General features: G+C 65.6%; 15 protein-coding genes. 9 read left to right on the top strand and 6 right to left on the bottom strand.

From position 1 onward, the window contains the following. Window positions 1-15 precede the first annotated feature (15 nt). The 3 genes from P1U75_RS19045 to P1U75_RS19035 all read right to left on the bottom strand — a co-directional run bounded on the left by P1U75_RS19045 (window position 16) and on the right by P1U75_RS19035 (window position 5,536). Window positions 16-210: a VPEID-CTERM sorting domain-containing protein gene (locus P1U75_RS19045; protein WP_300246156.1), complete on the bottom strand. Its 195-nt coding sequence runs from the start codon at window positions 208-210 to the stop codon at window positions 16-18. Window positions 211-473: 263 nt separating this feature from the next. Further along, window positions 474-4,280 carry an efflux RND transporter permease subunit gene (locus tag P1U75_RS19040; RefSeq protein WP_300246154.1) on the bottom strand — a complete coding sequence of 1,269 codons (3,807 nt, stop codon included), beginning with the start codon at window positions 4,278-4,280 and terminating at the stop codon, window positions 474-476. Next, window positions 4,277-5,536: an efflux RND transporter periplasmic adaptor subunit gene (locus P1U75_RS19035; RefSeq protein ID WP_300246152.1), complete on the bottom strand. Its 1,260-nt coding sequence runs from the start codon at window positions 5,534-5,536 to the stop codon at window positions 4,277-4,279. The genes P1U75_RS19040 and P1U75_RS19035 overlap by 4 nt, the downstream gene beginning before the upstream one ends. Window positions 5,537-5,886: 350 nt before the next feature. Here P1U75_RS19035 and P1U75_RS19030 point away from each other — a divergent pair, with 350 nt between their 5' ends. From P1U75_RS19030 to P1U75_RS19010, 5 genes are all read left to right on the top strand, one after another. Next, the gene (locus P1U75_RS19030; protein ID WP_300246150.1) at window positions 5,887-6,561 is read left to right on the top strand and encodes a hypothetical protein; all 675 of its coding nucleotides are present in this window, start codon (window positions 5,887-5,889) and stop codon (window positions 6,559-6,561) included. 67 nt (window positions 6,562-6,628) lie between these two features. Further along, entirely contained in the window at window positions 6,629-7,963 is a 1,335-nt protein-coding gene (locus P1U75_RS19025) for a PQQ-like beta-propeller repeat protein (protein ID WP_300246148.1), read from the top strand. 50 nt (window positions 7,964-8,013) lie between these two features. Next, window positions 8,014-9,474: a ribosome biogenesis GTPase Der gene (gene der, locus P1U75_RS19020; protein WP_300246145.1), complete on the top strand. Its 1,461-nt coding sequence runs from the start codon at window positions 8,014-8,016 to the stop codon at window positions 9,472-9,474. A 419-nt stretch (window positions 9,475-9,893) separates the two neighbouring features. Further along, window positions 9,894-10,985 (top strand): carboxynorspermidine decarboxylase, encoded by a 1,092-nt coding sequence (locus P1U75_RS19015; RefSeq protein ID WP_300246142.1) that lies wholly within the window; start codon window positions 9,894-9,896, stop codon window positions 10,983-10,985. Window positions 10,986-11,041: 56 nt separating this feature from the next. Next, a complete protein-coding gene (locus P1U75_RS19010; RefSeq protein WP_300246141.1) occupies window positions 11,042-12,277 on the top strand; it encodes a saccharopine dehydrogenase family protein in 1,236 nt (411 codons plus the stop codon). 108 nt (window positions 12,278-12,385) lie between these two features. On the opposite strand, the gene P1U75_RS19005 is transcribed toward P1U75_RS19010, so the two are convergent. Then, entirely contained in the window at window positions 12,386-13,828 is a 1,443-nt protein-coding gene (locus P1U75_RS19005; RefSeq protein WP_300246139.1) for a hypothetical protein, read from the bottom strand. Window positions 13,829-14,208: 380 nt separating this feature from the next. Between P1U75_RS19005 and P1U75_RS19000 the strand changes: the two genes are divergently transcribed. Then, window positions 14,209-15,207 carry a fatty acid desaturase gene (locus P1U75_RS19000; protein ID WP_300246137.1) on the top strand — a complete coding sequence of 333 codons (999 nt, stop codon included), beginning with the start codon at window positions 14,209-14,211 and terminating at the stop codon, window positions 15,205-15,207. A gap of 176 nt (window positions 15,208-15,383) precedes the next feature. After that, the gene (locus tag P1U75_RS18995) at window positions 15,384-15,938 is read left to right on the top strand and encodes a helix-hairpin-helix domain-containing protein (RefSeq protein WP_300246135.1); all 555 of its coding nucleotides are present in this window, start codon (window positions 15,384-15,386) and stop codon (window positions 15,936-15,938) included. Between the two features lie 43 nt (window positions 15,939-15,981). On the opposite strand, the gene serS is transcribed toward P1U75_RS18995, so the two are convergent. Further along, the gene (gene serS, locus P1U75_RS18990) at window positions 15,982-17,274 is read right to left on the bottom strand and encodes a serine--tRNA ligase (RefSeq protein WP_300246133.1); all 1,293 of its coding nucleotides are present in this window, start codon (window positions 17,272-17,274) and stop codon (window positions 15,982-15,984) included. Between the two features lie 522 nt (window positions 17,275-17,796). After that, window positions 17,797-19,278, bottom strand: a complete 1,482-nt coding sequence (locus P1U75_RS18985; RefSeq protein WP_300246130.1) for a pentapeptide repeat-containing protein — start codon at window positions 19,276-19,278, stop codon at window positions 17,797-17,799. A 246-nt stretch (window positions 19,279-19,524) separates the two neighbouring features. Here P1U75_RS18985 and yajC point away from each other — a divergent pair, with 246 nt between their 5' ends. Together yajC and secD are read left to right on the top strand one after the other, a co-directional pair. Then, window positions 19,525-19,809 (top strand): preprotein translocase subunit YajC, encoded by a 285-nt coding sequence (gene yajC, locus P1U75_RS18980; RefSeq protein WP_300246128.1) that lies wholly within the window; start codon window positions 19,525-19,527, stop codon window positions 19,807-19,809. Between the two features lie 34 nt (window positions 19,810-19,843). Beyond that, the gene (gene secD / locus P1U75_RS18975; protein WP_300246126.1) at window positions 19,844-21,505 is read left to right on the top strand and encodes a protein translocase subunit SecD; all 1,662 of its coding nucleotides are present in this window, start codon (window positions 19,844-19,846) and stop codon (window positions 21,503-21,505) included.

Raw genomic sequence — 21,505 nt, 5'->3', positions numbered from 1 at the left:
CAGGCCGGCGCGGGTTCAGCCCCGGTTGCGGCGGCGCTTGATTTCCCAGGCCAGCGCCAGCGCGGCGCCGACAGCGGCCAGCGCAAGCAGGCCGGTCGAGGCGTCGATCTCGGGCACCCGCGATCCGCCGCCACTTTGACCGCCGCAACGCGCGCCCAGCCAGGAGCCGAACCAGCCGCAGGACCCGGCCGAGGCGGAGACGGCCGACATCAAAAGCGCTGCCGATGATGCGGCAATCGTAACTGAGCGACGGTACATGAGATCAATCCTCCAGACCAAAATGTTGAGATTAATCTCTCAGATCTGCGGGAAATTCGCAAAAGTTGTTTAGAATTCGCGGTAAATCCCCTTCGAAAGCCGCGACAATTCATGGTATTGCCAGGGAATTGTTGCGCAATCAGGGCAAAACCTGTCGAGTCGCCGGCCCCATCCGGGAGGGGCCGGGCGACTCATCTCGACGACTCGCCCTCTGGCTATTCCGCCGCCTTCAACGTCGTCGCGCCGGGCCGGGCCACAGCATCGAGCCGCGGCGCTGCAAACTCGCTGCCATCGTCCCACAGGATCTCGGTCGCCTTCAGCTTGCGCGCCGAACGGCTCAGGCGCATGTCGCGGGCGATCCGGCTCGACCGTCCCGAGGTGATCCGCGCCAGCATCCGGCCGGTCCAGGCCGCATAGGTCGCTACCCAGACCCGCAGCGCCAGGAACGAGGGCGTCACCACCAGCGTCAGCACCGTGGCGATACCCAGCCCGAACACAACCGCCGTGGCCAGCTGCTTCCACCACAGCGCGGTCGGGCTGTCGATGGAGTAGCCGCCGCCGATGAAATCGAGCGACAGGCCGAACATCATCGGCGTCAGCCCCGCCATGGTGGTGATCGTGGTCAGCAGCACCGGGCGGATGCGCGATTCCGCGGTGCGCACGATCGCCTCGATCCGCGGCATGTAGCGGGAATACTCCTGGTAGGTGTCGATCAGAACGATGTTGTTGTTCACCACGATCCCGGCCAGCGCGACGATCCCGGTGCCGGTCATGATGATCGAGAACGGCTGCTGCATCACCATCATCCCGATCAGCACGCCTGTGGTCGACAGCACCACCGCCAGCAGCACCAGCACCGAGTTGTAGAAACTGTTGAACTGCGCCAGCAGGATGATGAACATCAGCCCCAGCGCGGCCAGGAACGCCTTGGACAGGAACGCCTGGCTCTCGGCCTGCTCCTCCCGGTCGCCGGTCCACTCCCAGGCGATATCGGCGGGGAAGGGGGCACTCTCCAGCCATTCTGTCAGGGTGGTGATCCGCTCGTTGGCGTTGATCGGGGCGAAATGCGCGTCTCCGTCGGCCAGCGCCTGGCGCAGCGCCGCGGCGCTCTGCGCCCCGGTCAGCATGATCAGCTCGAACCGGTCGCCCTTGGCGTTCTCGATCACCTCGCCGCCGGAGGAGACCGCGCTTTCCAGGCTGTGCACCGCCGCCAGCCGCCGCTCGTCCCCGGTCTCGGGATCGGCGCCGACGATCTTGAAAAGCCCCGCCTGCACGTCAGCCTTGACGTCGAAATAGCGCTGCTGATCGACCCTGCTGATCGAGGCGAGCTTTTCCACCGGCTTGCGGGTGACGAAATTCGACAGCGGCACCAGCCCGTCCTGGGTCCGCACCTTGAGCGTGTCCAGCGTGCTCAGCACCCGGTCCTCGCGCGGCAGACGCACGCGGATCTCGATCTCGTCGTCGCTGCTGTCGACCCGCATGGTGTCCAGCAGGATGCCGCGGGTGACAAGCTGCACCATCGCGCCCACCGTGGCGACATCGGCACCGAACCGGCCGGCCTTTTCCACATCGACGTCGATCTGCCAGTCGATACCGGGCAGGGGCAGCGAATCCTCGGTCTTGATCAGCCCCGGGGTTGCGTCGAACACCGCCCGCGCCTGCACCGTGGCGGCGGTCAGGGTGTCCCAACGGTCGCCCTTCAGCCGCAGGTGCACCGGCTTGGCCGAGGCCGGTCCGCGCCCCAGCGCCACCACCTCGGTCTCGAATCCGGGCAGCTTGTTCAGTTCGGCTGTCAGCTGGTCCAGAACGAAATCGCCGTCGTACTCGGGCGCCGTCACCTCGCGCTCGAACCGTCCGTCGCCCCAGCTCTGCGTCACCCTCGGGCGATCCTCCCAGGGGATGATTTCGAACTGGATCTGGCCCACCGTGTCGGGCGGCAGCTGCGCGCCGCCGGTGTTCTGGTTCAGCCCGCCGTCGCCGGCGAAGGAAAACGCGTTGATCACCGCCGGATGGGCCATCACCACCTGTTCGGCCTGGCGCACCATCTCGTCGGTCTCGGTCAGCGAGACATTGCCGCGCGCGCGGACATAGACCGTGGCCTGCTCGGGCTCGGATTCCACAAAGAACTCGACGCCGCGCGAATTGGCCGGAAACAGCACGGCGGTGACATAGAACACCCCGGCGAACACCGTTCCGATGGCGACCACCGGCATCACCGGGTTGCCGGCGATGGCATAGATCACCCAGCCGAACAGCGTGTGCCCGTTCTGCGCCGCGACCCGGCGCGGCACACGCTGGATCCTGGCCGCGCTCAGGGTGATCGAGGCGGCAAAGGCCGCCAGCAGGAACAGCACCGCCCCGATCAGCGATCCCGCCACCGGCGGCATCTGCGCCGAAACCTCGGCAGGTAACAGGTAGGCCGGGTTCAGAACCTGCATCGCGCTTAGGAACATCGAGTAGAGCGCCACCGGAACCAAGGCCGCCCGCAGCACCCAGGGCAGCCGCGCCCGAAGCCGGTCCGAGACGCGGGAAAAGCCCCGCGACATCCGCCCGGTCACCCCGCCCATCACCGGCAGGTAGACCAGCGCCACCACCAGCGAGGCCGACAGCACGAAGATCAGCGTCACCGGCAGCATGCCCATGAACTCGCCCGGGACCCCGGGCCAGAACAGCATCGGCAGGAAGGCGCAGAGCGTCGTCGCGGTCGAACTGACGATCGGCCAGAACATCCGCTGCGCCGCATCCACATAGGCATGCATCGGGCCGACACCCTCGGTGATGCGCTTGTCGGCGTATTCCACCACCACGATGGCGCCATCGACCAGCATCCCCACCGCCAGGATCAGCCCGAACATCACGATGTTCGAGATCGAGACCCCCATCATCGCCAGCAGCGCAAAGCACAAAAGGAACGAGGTCGGGATCGCAAAGCCCACCAGCAGCGCCGCGCGGCTGCCCAGGCTCGACAGTACCACGATCATCACCAGCGCGATCGCGGTCAGAACCGACCCCTCGAGCTGGCTCACCATCGAGCCGACCACCCGGCTCTGGTCGTTCGAGGTGCCGACCTGGATCGCCGCCTGCAATTCCGGCGGCCACTTGGCGCGCGATGCCGCCAGCGTCTGTTTCACCAGATCCACGGTGTCGATCAGGTTGTAGCCCTTGCGCTTGACCACCTGCAGCGCGACCGTGTTCTCGCCATCGAACCGCGCGGTGCCCTTGCGGTCCTCGAAGGTATAGTTGATCTGCGCCAGCTCCCCCAGCGTGACCACCCGGTCGCCGTTGGTCTTTACCGGCAGGTCATAGACATCCTGCGGGCTGTCGAAGGACGACGGGATCTTGACCGAGAACGTGCCTTGATCGGTTTCCACCTCGCCGGCGGCAATCAGCTGGTTGTTGTTCTGCACCACGCTGATCAGTTCGCCCGCCGTGACGTTGTAGGATTCCAGCCGCAGCGGGTCGATCACCACCTCCAGCATCTCGTCGCGGTTGCCGGCGATGCCGGCCTCCAGCACCGGGTCCAGCGCCTCCAGATCGTCCTGCAACTGCTTGGCGACCCGCGCCATGGTGCGTTCGGGCACCGCGCCGGTCAGGTTGACGATCACAATGGGAAATTCCGAGAAGTTGATCTCGGTGATGGTGTATTGCTCGGCGCCGTCGGGAAATTCGGCCTGGGCCGAGTTCATCGCGTCGCGCACATCCGCCGTGATCGCGGTCTTGTCCCAGCCGAACTCGAACTCCAGCGCCACCCCGGCATAGCCCTCCGCCGCCGTCGCCGACATCTTGTCGAGCCCGTCGAGATCGGCCAACTCGGTCTCCATCGGCTTGACCAGCAGCGTCTCGGCATCCTCGGCCGAGATGCCGGGAAACTGCACCGACACGAACAGCGCCGGGATCTCGATATCCGGCTCGCCCTCTTTCGGCAGGCTGGAATAGGCATAGCTGCCGACAAGGATCGAGATCGCGATAAAGGCCAGGACCATCCGCGCCCGCGAGGCGGCCCAGTCGACGATGCCGGTCATTGCGCCGCCTCCCGGTAGGTCGGCGCCACATGCACGCCCGCGGTCACGAAATCCTGACCGACCACGATGATGTCGGCGCGCTCGGGCAGACCGCCCAGCCAGACCCCGTCAACCGCGTCGCGCAGCAGCTCCACCGGCTGGAAACCGACCACGTCGCCGGGCAGCACCACCCGCACGCCCAGCGTGCCCTCGTTGTTCAGCGTCAGCGCCGATTGCGGCACCCTGTGGGCCAGCGCGCCATCGGCCGAGATACCGATGCTGGCGGTCTGGCCGTCGCGGATGGTCAGGTCGGGGTTGGGCACGGTGATCTCCACCTCGAAGGTGCGGGTGGTCGGGTCGGCCGAGCGGCTCAGGAAAGTGACCTTGCCGACAACCTCCTCGCCGGTGGCGAGCCGGGCCTGCGCCAGCGCGCCCAGGTTCACCCTGGACACCTCGGTTTCGGGCACGTAGCCGACCACCTTGATCGGATCGAGCTGGATCACCTCGGCGCAGAGGCCGCCGGGCTGCAACAGGCTGCCCAACTCTGCGGCATCGGATTCCAGCAGCCCCTCGAACGGGGCGGTGATGGTCAGCCGCGAAATCTCGCGTTCGGCGGCGGCAACCGTCGCCTGCGCCGCCTCGATGCCCGATTGCGTCGCCTCGACCCCGGCCTCGGCCGAGGCGATGGCGGCCTCGGCGCCGCGCACCCCGGCGGCCCGCGCCAAAAGCGTGGTCTCGGCGGTGTAGCCGCCCTCGTTCAGTTTCGAGGCGGCGCGATAGTTGATCTGCGCCTCCTCCAGCACCGCCTTGGCCTCTTCCAGCCGCGCCTTGGCCTCGGGAACCCGGGCGCGCGCCTCGGCCAGCGCCGCGCGCGCCTGTGCCAGCGTCGCCTGGCGGGTGCCCGGATCGAGCTCGCACAGCACGTCGCCGCGCGCGATGAAGGCGCCCTTGCGCAGCGGCTCGGAAATCACCGCGCCCGAGGTCTCGGCCCGCACCTCGACCTGGCGCACCGCCCGGGTTTCGCCGCGCAGCAGCACCGCGCTGTCGATGGTCCGCGCCTGCGACCGCATCACCACGACGCCCACTGCCTTGCCCTCGGCCAGCGCGGTTTCGGCACTGCCTGTCTCGCCGGCCGTGGCGCCCGCCGCTTCGCTGGCCTGCGCCGCCTCTTCGATCGTCGCGCCGCGGGCAAACGCCAGCAGCCGGTCGCGCTCGAACACGGCCAGGTACAGCGTCACCGTCACCAGGATCGCGGTCAGGAAAGGGATAAGTCGCATCGCAGGGTCTTTCGGTTTTCTCGGCCAGGTGCCAAGGCGCCTCGATCAGCGCATCAGATGGAGCCTCGTGCCGCATGAGTCTAGTCTGAACCGAGCGGTTCACTTGGATTTTTTGTAAAGCAGCATCACATAGGCGGCTTTTTTCAACCTTCCCGGCCCTTGGCTTGTCGCCGCATGCGGGGTAATAGGAGGCAAATCGCCAGATTGGGCATCGCCCGGATCTGCCCTGTCGGGCAGCCGCGGGGGTGGTCACGGGGCGGAAATCCGCGGCGGGCCCGGGCTCAGGGGCAGGGAACGCTCGCGGAACACGGGCCAACACAGGCCACGACACAGCGGCCGGGGGGCAAGGCATGAGCGACGCCGACAGTTTTATCGACGAGGTTACCGAAGAGGTCCGCCGCGACCGGCTTTTCGCGCTGTTCCGCCGCTACGGCTGGATCGCCGCGCTGGTGATCGTCGCGGTGGTCGCCGGTGCCGCCTTCAACGAATACCGCAAGGCCCAGGCGACCGCAGCCGCGCAGGCGCTGGGGGATGCCATGCTCGCGGCGCTCGACCATGACGCGCCGGGGGACCGGGCCACTTCGCTGGCCGCGATCGAGGCTGACAGCCCGGGTGGCGAGGCGATGCTCGATTTCCTGACCGCGGCCGCCCGCGCCGAGGCCGGCGAGGCCGAGGCCGCCGTCGCCGATCTTCAGGACATCGCCCGCAACGGCGATCTGCCCGCGATCTACCGCGAGATTGCCAACTTCAAGGCGCTGGTGCTGCAGCGCGAAACGCTGCCCGCCGCCGACCGTCGCCTCCAGTTCGAGGCGCTGGCCCAGCCGGGCAAGCCGCTGCGGCTGCTGGCCGAGGAGCAGATCGCCCTGATCGACATCTCCGAGGGCGAAACCGGCGCCGCACTCGACCGCCTGCAGGCGATCCTGCAGGATGCCGAGACCGATGCCGTCTTGCGGCAGCGCGTCAGACAGGTCATCGTGGCGCTTGGCGGCACACCGGCGCCCGAGCCCGGACGACAGCAGGGCTAGGGGCGGGGCCGCGCACAGCGGTTCGCCCCGGCGGATGAAACACGGACAGAACGACAGGCACCCTGAGATGAACGCAGCGTTTTCCCTCTCGCGCACCGGTCTGGCCCTTGTCGGCGCCGCGGTGCTTACCCTGACCGGCTGCGCCGAGCCCGAGGTGATCCTCCCCGGCGAGCGCGAGGATATCCGTCCGGTCGCGGAAGAACGCTTTGCCGACGACATGTCCGGCAACACCGCCCGCGCGATCCGCTTGGGCACCCAGACCGCCAATGCCGAATGGACCCAGGGACAGGGCACGCCGGCCTACCGCGTGACGCACCCCGCGCTGGGGTCCTCTCCGGCACTGGCATGGTCCACGCCGATCGGCTCCGGCGACGACCGCCGGCAGCGCATCACAGCCGCGCCGGTGGTGGCAAAGGGGCTGATCTTCACCCTCGATTCCGCCGCCCGCGTCTCGGCCGTCACCCGGGACGGCGAGCTGGCCTGGAGCACCGATCTCACCCCGCCCGAGGATGACGAGGGGCAGGCCACCGGCGGCGGCATGGCCTATCACGACGGCACGCTCTATGTCTCCTCCGGTTACGGGCTGCTCACCGCGCTGGATGCCGCCACCGGCAAGCAGCGCTGGCAGCAGCAGCTCGACGCCACCGGGTCTGGCCAGCCCACCGTCTACAAGGGGTTGATTTACCTGGTCGCCGGCGACGATACCGGCTGGGCGGTCGATACGAAGGATGGCCGCATCGCCTGGCAGGTCTCCGGCACCCCCAGCGTCGCCAACGTGCTGGGCGCGCCGGCGCCCGCGCTGACCCCGGAGCTGGCGATCTTCGCCTTCGGCTCGGGCGACCTGATGGCCACCTTCCGCCGCGGCGGTCTGCGCCGCTGGTTCGCCTCGGTCGCGGGCCGGCGCACCGGCCGCGCCCAGGCGCTGATCATGGATGTGACCGGCAGCCCGGTGGTGGTCGGGAACCGGGTCTACGCCGGCAACCACGCCGGCCGCACCGTGGCTTATGATCTGGACACCGGCGACCGGATCTGGACCGCGCGCGAGGGCGCGCTGGGGGCGGTGCAGCCTGCCGGCGACAGCGTCTTCGCGATCACCGACCGCAACCAGCTGGTGCGCCTAGACAACCGCGACGGCAGCACGGTCTGGGCGGTGAACCTCTCGGATTTCCACAATCCGAACGCCCGCAAACGCGGCGCAGTCTACGCCAACTACGGGCCAATCCTTGCCGGCGGGCGCATTGTGGTGGCCTCCAACGACGGCTATCTGCGCTTCTTCGATCCCGAGGACGGCAGCCTTGCCGGCTCGGTCGAGGTGCCCGGCGGCGCCACCACCGCGCCGGTGGTGGCCGGGCGCACGCTCTACGTGGTCAGCACCACGGGCCAACTGCACGCTTTCCGTTGACGCGCGGATGCGCTAAGGGGCGCATCTGAGTTTTCGAAAGTTTGAGGCACATGTCCTTTACCCTCGCCATCGTGGGTCGGCCCAATGTGGGCAAGTCCACCCTGTTCAACCGTCTCGTCGGCAAGCGTCTGGCGCTGGTCGACGACCAGCCGGGCGTCACCCGCGACCTGCGCGAGGGCGAGGCGCGGCTGGGCGACCTGCGCTTTACCGTGATCGACACCGCCGGGCTCGAGGACGCCACCGATGACAGCCTCCAGGGCCGCATGCGCCGTCTGACCGAGCGTGCCGTGGACATGGCCGATGTCTGCCTGTTCATGATTGACGCCCGCACCGGCGTCACCCCGATCGACGAGATGTTCGCCGAGATCCTGCGCAAGCGCTCCGCCCATGTGCTGCTGGCGGCCAACAAATCCGAGGGCTCCGCCGCCGACGCCGGCGTGATCGAGGCCTGGGGCCTTGGCCTCGGCGAACCGATCCGGATGAGCGCCGAGCACAACGAGGGCATGAACGACCTGTATTCCCAGTTGCAGCCCTTGGCCGATGCCTTTGCCACCCGCGCCGAGGACCACGCCCCCGAGATTGAGGTCGATCTCGACGAGGACGAGGAGTTCGATGACGAAGAGGAGATCTCGCGCACCCCGGTTCCCACCACGGCCAAGCCGCTGCAGATCGCCGTGGTCGGCCGCCCCAACGCCGGCAAGTCGACGCTGATCAACAAGATCCTCGGCGAGGAGCGCCTGCTCACCGGGCCCGAGGCGGGGATCACCCGCGACGCCATCTCGCTCAAGATGGAATGGGACGGCACCCCGATTCGGATCTTCGACACAGCCGGCATGCGCAAGAAGGCCAAGGTGCAGGAGAAACTGGAAAAGCTCTCGGTCTCCGACGGGCTGCGCGCGGTCAAGTTCGCCGAGGTGGTGGTCGTGCTGCTCGACGCCGCGATTCCCTTTGAACAGCAGGATCTGCGCATCGCCGACCTGGCCGAGCGCGAAGGGCGCGCCGTGGTCGTCGCCGTCAACAAATGGGACGTCGAGGAGCACAAGCAGGAAAAGCTGCGCGATCTGAAAGAGGCCTTCGACCGGCTGCTGCCGCAACTGCGCGGCGCGCCGCTGGTGACGGTCTCGGCCAAGACGGGCAGGGGGCTCGACCGGCTGCACGACGCGATCCTGCGCGCCTACGACGTGTGGAACCGCCGGGTCTCCACCGCCCGGCTCAACCGCTGGCTCATCGGCATGCTGGAACAGCACCCGCCGCCCGCGCCGCAGGGAAAGCGGATCAAGCTGCGCTACATGACCCAGGCCAAGACAAGGCCGCCGGGATTCGTGGTGATGTGCTCGCATCCCGACAAGATGCCGGAAAGCTATTCGCGCTATCTCGTCAACGGGCTGCGCGAGGATTTCGACATGCCCGGCAGCCCGATCCGCCTGATCCTGCGCGGGCAGGGCGACAAGAACCCCTACAAGGGCCGCAAGAAGGCCCAGCCGAGCAAGCTGAAAAAGCACCTGAAGTAAGGGGCGGGGCGCGGTTCGTCGCCCCCCACCCCCCGGGACAGTGGAAGGCGGGCTGAAGCCCGCCCTACAGACCCCGCCGCGCCCCGCCCCCGCAGACCGGGTTTCAGCCCGGCGCCCAGACCCCGCCGCGCCCCGCCCCCGCAGACCGGGCTTCAGCCCGGCGCCCAAGGGCACAAGCCGCCGGACCCGAGCGCGCCCAGAAAGCACTGACGTCGAAGGAAGCGGCGCGTCCTTCCCGCCAGGGAGGCTTTTACAGACCCGGCCATGCCCTCTCCCAGGCAGGGCTCAGGGCGGGCGTCCGGACCGGGGAGGGGACAAGGCCCCGCACTTCCCCCCAATTCCACCCTTGTTTCAGCGCCCCAACCTGTTAATTGGCCGCTTCCTGTTACAGGTCCCCACTGGCCGGAGGCGCACCGCCGATGCAAACCCCCTATTACCTGATCGACAAATCCCGGCTGCTGCCGAACCTGGAGAAGATCGCCCATCTGCGCGAGGCCTCCGGCGCCCGCGCGCTCTTGGCGCTGAAATGCTTCGCCACATGGTCGGTCTTCGACCTGATGAGCGACTACATGGACGGCACCACCTCCTCCTCGCTCTACGAGGTCAAACTGGGGCGCGAGAAATTCCCGGGCGAAACCCACGCCTATTCCGTCGCCTGGGCCGATCATGAGATCGGTGAGGTGCTGGTCAACTCCGACAAGGTGATCTTCAACACCGTGGGCCAGCTCTCCCGCTTCGAAGAGGCCAGCCGCGCCCACATCCGTGGATTGCGCGTCAACCCAGGCGTCTCCACCTCCGGCTTCGACCTCGCCGACCCGGCGCGCCCGTTCTCGCGCCTCGGCGAACACGACCCCAGGGTGATCGAACCCATCGCCGACCAGATCAGCGGCTTCATGTTCCACAACAACTGCGAGAACGCCGATTTCGACCGCTTCGATGCCATGCTGACCCAGATCGAGGCGCGCTTCGGCCCGCTGATCAAGCGCATGGAGTGGATCTCCCTCGGCGGCGGCATCCATTTCACCGGCGAAGGCTATCCGCTCGACCGCCTCGCCGAACGGCTCAAACGCTTTGCCGGCGAGAATGGGGTGCAGGTCTATCTGGAGCCGGGTGAGGCCGCGATCACCAACTCCACCACGCTGGAGGTCACCGTTCTCGACACGCTTTTCAACGGCAAACACCTCGCCATCGTCGACAGCTCGATCGAGGCGCATATGCTCGATTTGCTGATCTACCGCGAATCCGCCAAGATGGAGGAAAGCGGCGATCACCAATGGATGGTCTGCGGCAAATCCTGTCTTGCCGGCGATATCTTCGGCGAGTTCCGCTTCCCGGCGCCTCTGAAACCCGGCGACCGGCTCTCGATCCAGGACGCGGCCGGTTACACGATGGTCAAGAAGAACTGGTTCAACGGCGTCCAGATGCCGGCCATCGCGATCCGTGAACTCGACGGCAGCACCCGTCTGGTGCGCGACTTCACCTATGCGGATTTCACGGCGGCCCTGTCGTGAACCCCTGACACCGAAAGACTACCCAACCCCAACACCCAAGACGGAGGTCCCTTGAGTTGAAACGTGACGTTCTCATCATCGGCGCTGGCGGCGTCGCTCAGGTCGTGGCGCATAAATGCGCGCAATACAACGATGAGCTCGGCGATATCCATATTGCCAGCCGCACCCTGTCGAAATGCGAGGCGATCCTCGCCTCGGTCCGCGACAAGGGCGCGATGAAACAGGAGGGCGTGCTCAAGGCGCATCAGGTCGACGCGATGGACTCTGCCGCCGTCGCCCGGCTGATCCGCGACACCGGCGCGCAGATCGTCATCAACGTCGGCTCCGCCTTCGTCAACATGACCGTGCTCGACGCCTGCATCGAAACGGGTGCGGCCTATATCGACACCGCCATTCACGAAGAGCCCGATAAAATCTGCGAAACCCCGCCGTGGTACGCCAACTACGAATGGAAGAAACGCGATCTCTGCGCGCAAAAGGGCGTCACCGCCATTCTCGGCGCCGGCTTCGATCCGGGCGTGGTCAACGCCTTTGCCCGCTTCGCCATCGACCAGATGGACGAGGTGACAAGCATCGACATCGTCGACATCAACGCAGGCTCCCATGGCAAGTATTTCGCCACCAATTTCGACCCGGAGATCAATTTCCGCGAATTCACCGGCACCGTCTACTACTGGGAGGACCAGCAGTGGAAGGAAAAGAAGATGTTCGAATCCGGCCGCGACTGGGATCTGCCGGTCGTCGGCAAACAGCGTGCCTATCAGTCCGGCCATGACGAGGTGCACAGCCTCGCCATCAACTACCCGCAGGCCGACGTGCGCTTCTGGATGGGCTTCGGCGAGCATTACATCAACGTCTTTACCGTGTTGCAGAACCTCGGCCTGCTGTCGGAACAGCCGGTGAAAACCGCCGAAGGGCTCGAGGTGGTGCCGCTCAAACTGGTCAAGGCGGTGCTGCCCGATCCCGCGTCGCTGGCGCCGGGCTACACCGGCAAGACCTGCATCGGCGATCTGGTCAAAGGCGTGAAGGACGGCCAAGAGGTCGAGCTTTTCGTCTATAACGTGGCCGACCATGCCGAGGCCTACAAGGAGGTCGGCAGCCAGGGCATCTCCTACACCGCTGGCGTGCCCCCCGTCGCCGCCGCCCTGCTGGTGGCCTCGGGCGACTGGGACGCGGGCACCATGACGAACGTCGAGGAGCTCGATCCCAAACCCTTCTTCACCCTGCTCGACCGCATCGGCCTGCCCACCCGCGTCAAGGACGCCAACGGCGATCACCCCTGGAACGCATAGAGCGGCTTTGATCCCTGGACATCGAAAGGGCGGGCCGTGACGGTCCGCCCTTTTGCGTCGCGTCAGGGCAGGATGAGGCGCCTTTCGCCCGGTATTTTCCGCCGATCCTCAAACAAGTGCGCCCGCGAGGGCCGCCAGGTTGTCACAGGCCGTCTTTGCGCCGCTCGCCTCCTTGTAGGAATCGACCGCGTTGCGAAGGGTCTTCAGGTTCGGGTTCTGCGCGGCCTTGAATTCCTTGATCGCTCTTTCCGCCTCATCCACAAGGTCCATGTGCCCCTGATGCGCGGTCAGAACGCTTTGCGTCTTCTCAATGAGCGTCTGGTTACCATCCCTGAGCTTGGCAAGCGTCTTCAGTTTCGCGCTGTCTTTCTGCCCGAGTTTACCGATGACGCGTTCCATGTGGTCGAGCTGCTTCAGCCCGGTTTCAGCTTTTCCCAGAAGGTTGGTCGCTTCCCGCCTCAATTGCACGGTTTTCGCCAGAAGCTTTGTGGTATCGTCCTCCGCCGCCTTGCAGGTCTTCAAAAACGGCACGCCGAGAATGGACAGCAGTTCCTGGGCGGTGGACGAACTGTTTGCAACCGTCCCGTCCAGAAGCGCCTTTTCGACGACCAGCAGCTTCTTTTGCACGTCTTTGGCCGCCGACTCCGCGCTTTGCGCCAGTTTCTTGATCTCCAGGGCAATCGTGACCAGGTCCTTGATTATCTTGGCATATAAGACCGCGGCCGCCCCAAAGGACGCAACGCCCGCGACCGCGACGGCGGACAGGCTCAGAATTCCGTAGGTGATTTTCTTCGCGCAACTGATCCGCATGGATTTCAGGGCGTCGCGACCCCGCGCCAGCGTGGCCCACCGCTTCTCGATCGCCTTGATGCAATCGTCGCCCGCCTTATCCGAAAGCCTGCGCAGATTGGCGTTCGCCAGGTTCTCCAGGTTCGAGAAATCAAGCACGTTGAGATGGACGAACTCGACCTCGTTCAGGGCCTGTCTCTTGTACTTCGAGTTTATGACCTTTTGCGCCTCGTCGTGGAACGTCGCCAGCCCCACGCCCTCGACGCCGGCCGCCAGATCGTCGAGCAGGTCCGGCGGCAGCCTCATTTCGACCTCGACGACAAACGCGCCGACCTTCGCCGGGTCGACGTTCCTGTAGGCTCTGATGTCCGCTTTGGTCAGCAAGGCAACGGTCGCAACCGTCACCTTGTCCGTCCGCGCCTTGATCAGGCTTTTCCGCTTTTTCTCGATCTCGGCCAAAAGCGTGGACGCGGCGTCGATCAGATTGGCCGGCGCTTCGGTCCCCTCCAGGAACGCCAGCCTGGCTTTTTTGCAGGCCTTGGTCACGGTGGCCTGCACCACGCCGACGCGCCGCATCAAGGCCGGCACCTCACCGCTTTTCGAAAACGCGATTTCCTTGTCGAACCAGTCGATCAGCCCCGAGGCGTTATCGAGCCCTCTGGCATGTTTCTCAATGCTCGTCTTGATCGCGACGTCCTTTGCCTTCAGGCCCAAGGCGCCGTTGTCGGTCAAGAGCTTGACCCCGGCGGCATAGTCCGCCATCGCCCTTTGCCACTGATTTGCGAAAGCTGTCTTCGGCATGACCGGCCTTTCAATGCGTGCTGCGCCGCCGCGGTCAACACGCCGGTGCCAGACCATGGCCGGAACCAGATATATTCCCCACGCCGGATATGCGGCTATTTGTAGCAAAGATATCCCTTTTCGGATAGCTCGATAGCGTCGGCCCCCGATCGCGCGCGATCCGCCATCCGAACCCGGCCGGCGAGCCGTGGTCGCCGGCCCGCCTTCGCCGGTGCTATGCCGGATGGTGATTTCGTCACAGAATAACGTTATCACGAAGACAGGACGCCTGCGGGCTTGCGCGCAGGCACGGCGACCCTAATTGAAGACTGCCGCCTGACAGGAAACCAAAGGGGACAGATATGGATCTCAGGACCTATACCCGCCAGTATACCCAGAAGGACAACCGCATCGCGGCGCTCAGCTATTTCGGGACCTTTGCGGTCTATTTCGCCTCGCTCTACCTGGCCATCGCCCATGTGAACCTGTGGATCGTGATGATCCCCGCGGGCATCGTGCATGCGGTTTCCGCGGTGCGCCTCTACGTGCTCCAGCACGATTGCGGCCACCATTCCCTGTTCGAGACCCGGGCCCAGAACGAATGGGCCGGCCATGGCCTGTCGCCCTTCACCTTCGCCCCCTTCGAGGTGATGAAGCAGAACCACAACCTGCACCATTCCGGCGTCGGCAACCTGGAACACCGCGAAAGCGGCGAGATCCATACCATGACCCTGCGCGAATGGAACGCCGCCGGGTTCTGGCAACGGCTGCAATACCGGCTTTACCGCAATCCCTTCATCCTGGTGCCGCTGGGGGCGCTGTTCACCTATTTCATTCGCTACCGCTGGCCCAAGAACACCACCCGCTTCGGAGTCGGGGGCGTGCTGGCGCACAATCTCGCGGTGCTGGCGTGGGTCGGGCTGATCTTCGCGCTCTCCGGCTGGACCGGTCTGGGCGTCTATCTCGGCTTTTCCTTTCTCGGCGGCATGCTGGGGGTATTCCTGGTCTACCTGCAGCACAATTTCGAAGATACCTACTGGGACCGCCGCCCGGACCTCGATCCGCAGATCGCCGCGCTGCAGGGCTCCTCGGCGCTGGATTTCGGCTGGTTTTTCGATCTGGCGGTGGCCTGCATCACCCTGCACGACATCCATCATTTCAATGCCCGCATCCCCTCCTACCGGCTGCGCGCCTGCCACTACAACCTGCCGCCCGAATACGCCCCGCGCCGGATCAGGTTCCCCGAGGCGCTGGCGGCGCTGCGGCTCAAGCTCTGGGACGAGGACGCCAGGCGCCTGGTGCCCTTTCCGGGTCGCCGCGGCCCGGTCCGCGATCAGGGCCCCCGCGCCGCCGCGGGCTAGCAGACATGCGCCATTGATCCGGGGCCGATGCGCCGCACTGCACGGGCGGCGCATTTCGTATATTTTATGAATATACATCCGGGGCGGCTCTGCGCTAACCTGCGCGCCATCCTGCCCGTTCTGGGCGGAGCCCCCGTTTTATGCTATCCAGTCGGCACGATACAGAAGGAGAACGAATGACCCAACTCACCGACATTCGCGGCATCGGTCCGGCCCTGGCCCGCGCACTTGCCGATCTGGGCATCGCCACGCCCGAGGCCCTGGCCAAGGCCACGCCGGATGACCTGGTTGCGGTGCGCAGGATCGGCCCGCAACGGGCCGCCGCGATGATCGCAGCGGCACAGGCGGCGCTGACCGCCGCGGCCAAGGCACCGGTTCCGGCCAGGCCCGCCGCCACCGCCGTGGCCAAGCCCCGGGCGCGCGCCAAACCGCCGGCCCGACCCACGTCGCGCCGCGCCGCCCCCGCCAAGCCTGCTCCCGCCAAGCCCGCCGTCAAACCCGCCGCCGCGCCCGTCGAGACACCGGCCGCGCCCGCCGTGACAGCGGATGACAGCAAGAAGGCCAAGGCCAAGGCAAAGGCGGCCAAGGCCAAGAAGAAGGCCGAGGCGCTGGCCGAGGAATTCGCAAAGGCGAAGAAAAAGGCCAAGGCAAAGGCCGAGAAGGCCAAGCTGAAGGCGAAAGAGGCCAAGAAGGGCAAGAAGGGCAAGAAAAAGAAGAAAAAGGGCGGCTGATCCGCCGCCCTTCGCACATCGCAACTCCCGGGGGCGCTGCCGGTCAGGCCAGCGCGCCCTGCGCGGTCAGCACCGTCTTGCCGCCCAGGTAGGGCGCCAACACCGTCGGCAGCGTGACCGAGCCGTCCGCGTTCTGCCCGTTCTCCAGTACCGCGATCAGGCAGCGCCCGACCGCCAGCCCCGAGCCGTTCAGCGTATGCACGAACTCCGGCTTGCCGCCATCCGCGGGCTTGAACCGCGCGTTCATCCGCCGGGCCTGGAAATCGCCGGTGGTCGAGACGCTGGAAATCTCGCGATAGGTATCCTGCCCGGGCAGCCAGGCCTCGATGTCAAAGGTGCGCCGCGCGCCGAACCCCATGTCGCCGGTGCACAGCACCACCGTGCGATAGGGCACGCCCAGCTTTTCCAGCAGCCCCTCGGCACAGCGCAACATGCGCTGTTGTTCCGCGTCGCTCTCGTCCGGGTGGGTGATCGAGACCATCTCGACCTTCTCGAACTGGTGCTGGCGCAACATGCCCGAGGTATCCTTGCCGGCGCTGCCCGCCTCGCTGCGGAAACACTGGGTATGCGCCGTCATCCGGATCGGCAGATCGGCCACGGCCAGCACCTCGCCCGCGACCGAAAAGGTCAGCGGAACCTCCGAGGTCGGGATCAGCCACCAGCCGTTGGTGGTCTGATAGCTGTCCTCGCCGAACTTCGGCAGCTTGTCGGTGCCGTACATCGCCTCGTCGCGCACCAGAACCGGGGTCTGGGTCTCGGTCAGCCCGTTCTCGTCCACGTGGGTGTCGATCATGAACTGCGCCAAGGCCCGGTGAATCCGCGCCACCGCGCCGCGCAGCACCACGAAACGCGCGCCGGAGATCTTGGCGGCCGTCTCGAAATCCATCCCCGGCACCACGCCGGCGATCTCGAAATGCTCCTTCGGCGCGAAACCCATCTCGCGCGGCGTGCCCCAGCGGCGCACCTCGACGTTGTCGCCCTCGTCCTTGCCCTCGGGCACGTCCTCGGCCGGCAGGTTGGGGATGCGCGCCAGCATGTCGGTCAGTTTCGCGTCCAGCGCCTTGGCCTCGGCCTGCATCGCGGCAACTTCCGATTTCTTGTCGGAGACCTCGGCGCGCAGCCGCTCGAACGCCGCTTCGTCACCCTTGGCCTTGGCCGCGCCGATCGCCTTGGCGGCCTTGTTCTGCTCGGCCTGCGCGGTCTCGGCGGCCAGGATCTTGGCGCGCCGCGCCTCGTCCAGCGCCAGCAGCTCGGAGGACACCGGCGCATCCCCGCGGCGGGCCAGGGCGGCGTCGAACGCCTGCGGGTTCTCGCGGATCGCACGGATGTCATGCATGGGCTTGTCCTCGGGCTTGAGTCGGTCTGGCCGGACTTATGCCGCAAAGCGCGGGCAGGGGGAACACGCCGCGCAGTCGCGGCACCGTGGATTTGCGGCAAGGTGATCTGAACACTGAGGGACTGAGGGTCGGGCGCGGCCCGGCCTGCGGCCGGGCGGAGCGTTGGAAAGTGGACCGGGTCGTAGGCCGGGCTTCAGCCCGGCACGGCAGAGGTAATCAAGCCACAAAGCCCCGCGCCCGATCCTGGGGTGAGGCCCGCCTCGGAAACGCTCCGGTGGAGCGTTTCAGGGCCGAAAGGGCGGAGCCCCGGGATAGCGACGAAAGCGCATAGGGCCGCGCCCGACCCTGGGTGGGCGCCTCCACCTGTGAACAAAGCACACCACCGCCGTCCTGCGAAACGCTGATTTGGCGCACTACGTCACCACGGCGCCCTCCCGGGGGATGGGTGGGGCGCGCCCCGGCCTGCGGCCGGGCGGGAGGTTGAAAGGACGCAGACATGATAGAACCAAGTTAGAGGAATATCAGGTCGCCTCGCTTGCAGCGAAGCCGGTTTCTTGCTGCCAACGGTGCCAAGCGTCAATGAAATCCTTCTCGATCTGATAGCGGTTCTGCAGATGTGGGCTTGGTTGCATGAACTCAGGCCAATTCACCGACAGGTCATGGAACATCCCGTCAATTTGCTCTTGGGATAAAGGAAAGTGTTGGCTGTCCGGCCAAGGGTCGATGAAGGCCGCAAAGCCAATCGCCGACCCGGTCAAATCCGCATCGCGAAAGCTCGTGAATTCGTTCATTTTTTCCGGCACGACAAACCCAAGGTATACACCACGCATCAGCGCGCCTTGGAAAGATGTGCCTTGAAGGTCCGGATGTGTGAGTTTCGCGTCCGACAAGTTCGCGCCATCAAAGTGAGCATTGTTCAGCCGGCCAAAGATTAAAAGAGCTTGGGGCATTTTCGCGTTTCGGAAATAGGCGCCTTGCAGTCTTGCGTAGTTCAGGTTTGCCGGACGATGCGTAGGGCGCATTTTTACGTTGTCGAGATAGGCGCCCTGCATCTTCGCGTATCTTAGGAATGCGCCATCCAAAGTCGCGGACCCAAGGTCTATGCATTGCATGTGCGCCCCTTCGAAATTTCCATCTGTGTAATCTGGTTTGAGCTGATGGAAATCGCTGAGGTTGAAGCCCTGTAAATTGGCTCCTCTGAGGTCAACAACAACCTCCGCTTTTTGAACGCCTTTGATCTTTCTAATTTGTCCCAAAGCACGAACCGCCCGTTCCATATCGGTTGCCGGTTCGAAGTCGTGATTTGCCCAGATCTGCGGGCTCTGTCCTGTATCGAGGTCTTCAACAGAGATTGGAGGGACTTCCTTTGACCGTTCGCGCACGTATGTGCTGAGGATTTGTGAAACACCCGGAGCTTCTTCCGGTTGATTTTGAACCAATCGCTCCAACTGGTCGATGGCAGCGTTCCGGCGTCCTACGTCAGGTTCCCAGATGTTTTGTTTCACATTGTCATCCCAACGCTGCCGCATCGCATGCAGCCCTTCGCTCGCCGCACTGATCTTGTCATTGAACAGGGTTTCGGCGGCGGTAGCGGTCTGTTCAGCCGTAAACTTTACCCGCACCAACGTGAATGGCAGTGCCACCACGGCCCCAAGCGTCGCGGTCAACCCGGCGATGCGCGCGATGGCGAAGCCCCAAAACCTTTCCGTGTCTTCAGGTGATATGTCCATCTGGATCATCTTCCAGATCAGCCAGACCAGCCCAAAGAACAGGAGCAGGAACAGCACGCCCCAGAATGCCAGCGCGATCAGGAAAAGTCCTGAACTCATCTCGTCCAAACCAAGCCTCTGCTTCACCCGCTCCAAGGGCGCGACGTGGTTGTGACCGGGAATGTTTAAGAACCCGTAGATGATAAGGACAAACAGGGCGCAACCGCCCAGCCCGGCAATGGCCCAGAACAGGTCAGGCGGGATGGGCAGGGTGGTGGAGGTCGGGGTGTTCATGTCAGGCGCGTTTTCAGGGATTTCTTAACCACCATGACGCGAAACCGCCCCCAAATCCAACCGGATCGTACAAAATCACCCCCAAACTCCCCAATCCACCCGAACCGCCCCGAACACCCCGCCGAAACCCGTACGAAACGCCCCCGAAACTCCCCAATTCGCCGCCTTGCAAACCCGCGGGGCACCGCATAGGTTCCGGCCAACCCGCGGGGCCGCCCCGCCATAGCAGACCAAAGGATTCCCCGCATGGACATAGGCGCAATCGGCCAGTTTCTCCCGCTCATCCTGATCTTCGCGATCATGTATTTTCTGCTGATCCGTCCCCAGCAGAAAAAGGTCAAGGACCACCAGGCCATGGTCTCGGCGGTACGTCGCGGCGACCAGGTGGTCACCCAGGGCGGGCTGATCGGCAAGGTGACCAAGGTCAAGGACGACAACGAGGTCGAGGTCGAGCTGGCCGAGGGCGTCAAGGTCCGCGTGGTCAAGTCGACCATCGCCCAGGTCACCAGCAAGACCGAGCCGGCGAGCTGAGCCAAACCATCTAACCCACTGAAAAGGCTGGGCAATGCTGCAATTCGATCTTTGGAAACGGGTGCTGATCTGGCTGCTCTGCGCGCTGGGTCTGTTCCTCGCCCTGCCGAATGCCTTCTATACCCGGGTGGAGCAGTCGAACGACGCCCGCGCCGCGATCGAGGCCGGGCTGACCACGCCGGAGTCTCAGGCGCAGGCCGGCCAATGGCCCTCGTTCCTTCCGTCCTCGCTGGTCAACCTCGGGCTCGACCTGCGCGGCGGCGCGCATCTGCTGGCCGAGGTCAAGGTCGGCGACGTCTATGAAAGCCGGATGCAGGCGATGTGGCCCGAGATCCGCGACGCCCTGCGCCCGGAACGCGCCACCATCGGCACCATCCGCCTGCAGCCCTCGGCCCCGGACGAATTGCGCATCCGCATCAGCCAGCCCGAGAACATGGCCCGTGCGCTCGAGGTGGTGCGCGGATTAGCCCGGCCTATTCAATCGCTTAGCGGCGTCGGCTCGACCGATATCGCGGTTCGCGGCGACGACGGCGTGATCGTCGTCACCCTGTCGGACGCCGAAAAACTCGCCTCCGACGACCGCACCGTGAAACAGGCGCTGGAGATCGTCCGTCGCCGCATCGACGAGGTCGGCACCCGCGAACCCACGATCCAGCGCCAGGGCAGCGACCGCATCCTGATCCAGGTGCCCGGCATCGGCAGCGCGGCGGAGCTCAAGACGATCATCGGCACCACCGCGCAGCTGACCTTCCACCCGGTGGTCGGGCGCGGCGGCGACGCCGATGCCAACCCCGGTGTCGGCAACAAGATCCTGCCCGCGATCGACGAGGAGGGGGTCTACTACACGGTCGAGATCGCCCCCGTCGTCACCGGCGAGGAGCTGGTCGATGCCCAGCCCAGTTTCGACCAGAACGGGCGCCCGGCGGTCAGCTTCCGCTTCAACACCTCCGGCGCGCGCAAGTTCGGCGATTACACCCGCGACAACATCGGCTCTCCCTTCGCCATCGTTCTCGACGGCGAGGTGATCAGCGCGCCGGTGATCCAGAGCCACATCCCCGGCGGCTCGGGCATCATCACAGGCCGCTTCACCGTCGAGGAGAGCACCAACCTCGCGGTGCTGCTGCGCGCCGGTGCGCTACCGGCGGGGCTGGATTTCCTCGAAGAGCGCACCATCGGCCCGGAACTGGGCGCCGACAGCATCGAGGCCGGCAAGGTGGCCACCGGGGTCGCCTTCGTGGCGGTGCTGGTGTTCATGGCGCTCAGCTACGGGCTGTTCGGCCTTTTCGCCAATATCGCGCTGATCCTGAACATCACGCTGATCTTCGGGCTGCTGTCGCTGATCGGGGCCACGCTGACCCTGCCGGGGATCGCCGGCATCGTGCTCACCGTCGGCATGGCGGTGGATGCCAACGTGCTGATCTTCGAACGGATCCGAGAGGAGCTGCTGACCGCCAAGGGGCCCAGCCGCGCCATCGAACTGGGATACGAAAAGGCGCTCAGCGCGATCCTCGACGCCAATATCACCACCTTCATCACTGCGGTGATCCTGTTCGCCATCGGTTCCGGCCCGGTGCGCGGGTTTGCCATCACCCTGGGCCTGGGGATTCTCACTTCGGTCTTCACGGCGATCTACGTCACGCGCCTGATCATCGTCATCTGGTTCGAACACCGGCGCCCGAAAACGATCGAGGTATAA

The organism is Antarcticimicrobium sp. (genome assembly GCF_029212575.1).
GTDB lineage: Bacteria > Pseudomonadota > Alphaproteobacteria > Rhodobacterales > Rhodobacteraceae > Antarcticimicrobium.
The sequence above is the reverse complement of the archived record's forward strand: the minus strand, read 5'-3'. Positions and strand labels throughout refer to the sequence as shown.

What these genes read in the sequence shown, in the direction of transcription:
- P1U75_RS19045 (WP_300246156.1), bottom strand. Translation starts at nt 210, where the DNA reads ATGTCGGCCGTCTCCGCCTCGGCCGGGTCCTGCGGCTGGTTCGGCTCC.
- P1U75_RS19040 (WP_300246154.1), bottom strand. Translation starts at nt 4,280, where the DNA reads ATGACCGGCATCGTCGACTGGGCCGCCTCGCGGGCGCGGATGGTCCTG.
- P1U75_RS19035 (WP_300246152.1), bottom strand. Translation starts at nt 5,536, where the DNA reads ATGCGACTTATCCCTTTCCTGACCGCGATCCTGGTGACGGTGACGCTG.
- P1U75_RS19030 (WP_300246150.1), top strand. Translation starts at nt 5,887, where the DNA reads ATGAGCGACGCCGACAGTTTTATCGACGAGGTTACCGAAGAGGTCCGC.
- P1U75_RS19025 (WP_300246148.1), top strand. Translation starts at nt 6,629, where the DNA reads ATGAACGCAGCGTTTTCCCTCTCGCGCACCGGTCTGGCCCTTGTCGGC.
- der (WP_300246145.1), top strand. Translation starts at nt 8,014, where the DNA reads ATGTCCTTTACCCTCGCCATCGTGGGTCGGCCCAATGTGGGCAAGTCC.
- P1U75_RS19015 (WP_300246142.1), top strand. Translation starts at nt 9,894, where the DNA reads ATGCAAACCCCCTATTACCTGATCGACAAATCCCGGCTGCTGCCGAAC.
- P1U75_RS19005 (WP_300246139.1), bottom strand. Translation starts at nt 13,828, where the DNA reads ATGGCGGACTATGCCGCCGGGGTCAAGCTCTTGACCGACAACGGCGCC.
- P1U75_RS19000 (WP_300246137.1), top strand. Translation starts at nt 14,209, where the DNA reads ATGGATCTCAGGACCTATACCCGCCAGTATACCCAGAAGGACAACCGC.
- P1U75_RS18995 (WP_300246135.1), top strand. Translation starts at nt 15,384, where the DNA reads ATGACCCAACTCACCGACATTCGCGGCATCGGTCCGGCCCTGGCCCGC.
- serS (WP_300246133.1), bottom strand. Translation starts at nt 17,274, where the DNA reads ATGCATGACATCCGTGCGATCCGCGAGAACCCGCAGGCGTTCGACGCC.
- P1U75_RS18985 (WP_300246130.1), bottom strand. Translation starts at nt 19,278, where the DNA reads ATGAACACCCCGACCTCCACCACCCTGCCCATCCCGCCTGACCTGTTC.
- yajC (WP_300246128.1), top strand. Translation starts at nt 19,525, where the DNA reads ATGGACATAGGCGCAATCGGCCAGTTTCTCCCGCTCATCCTGATCTTC.
- secD (WP_300246126.1), top strand. Translation starts at nt 19,844, where the DNA reads ATGCTGCAATTCGATCTTTGGAAACGGGTGCTGATCTGGCTGCTCTGC.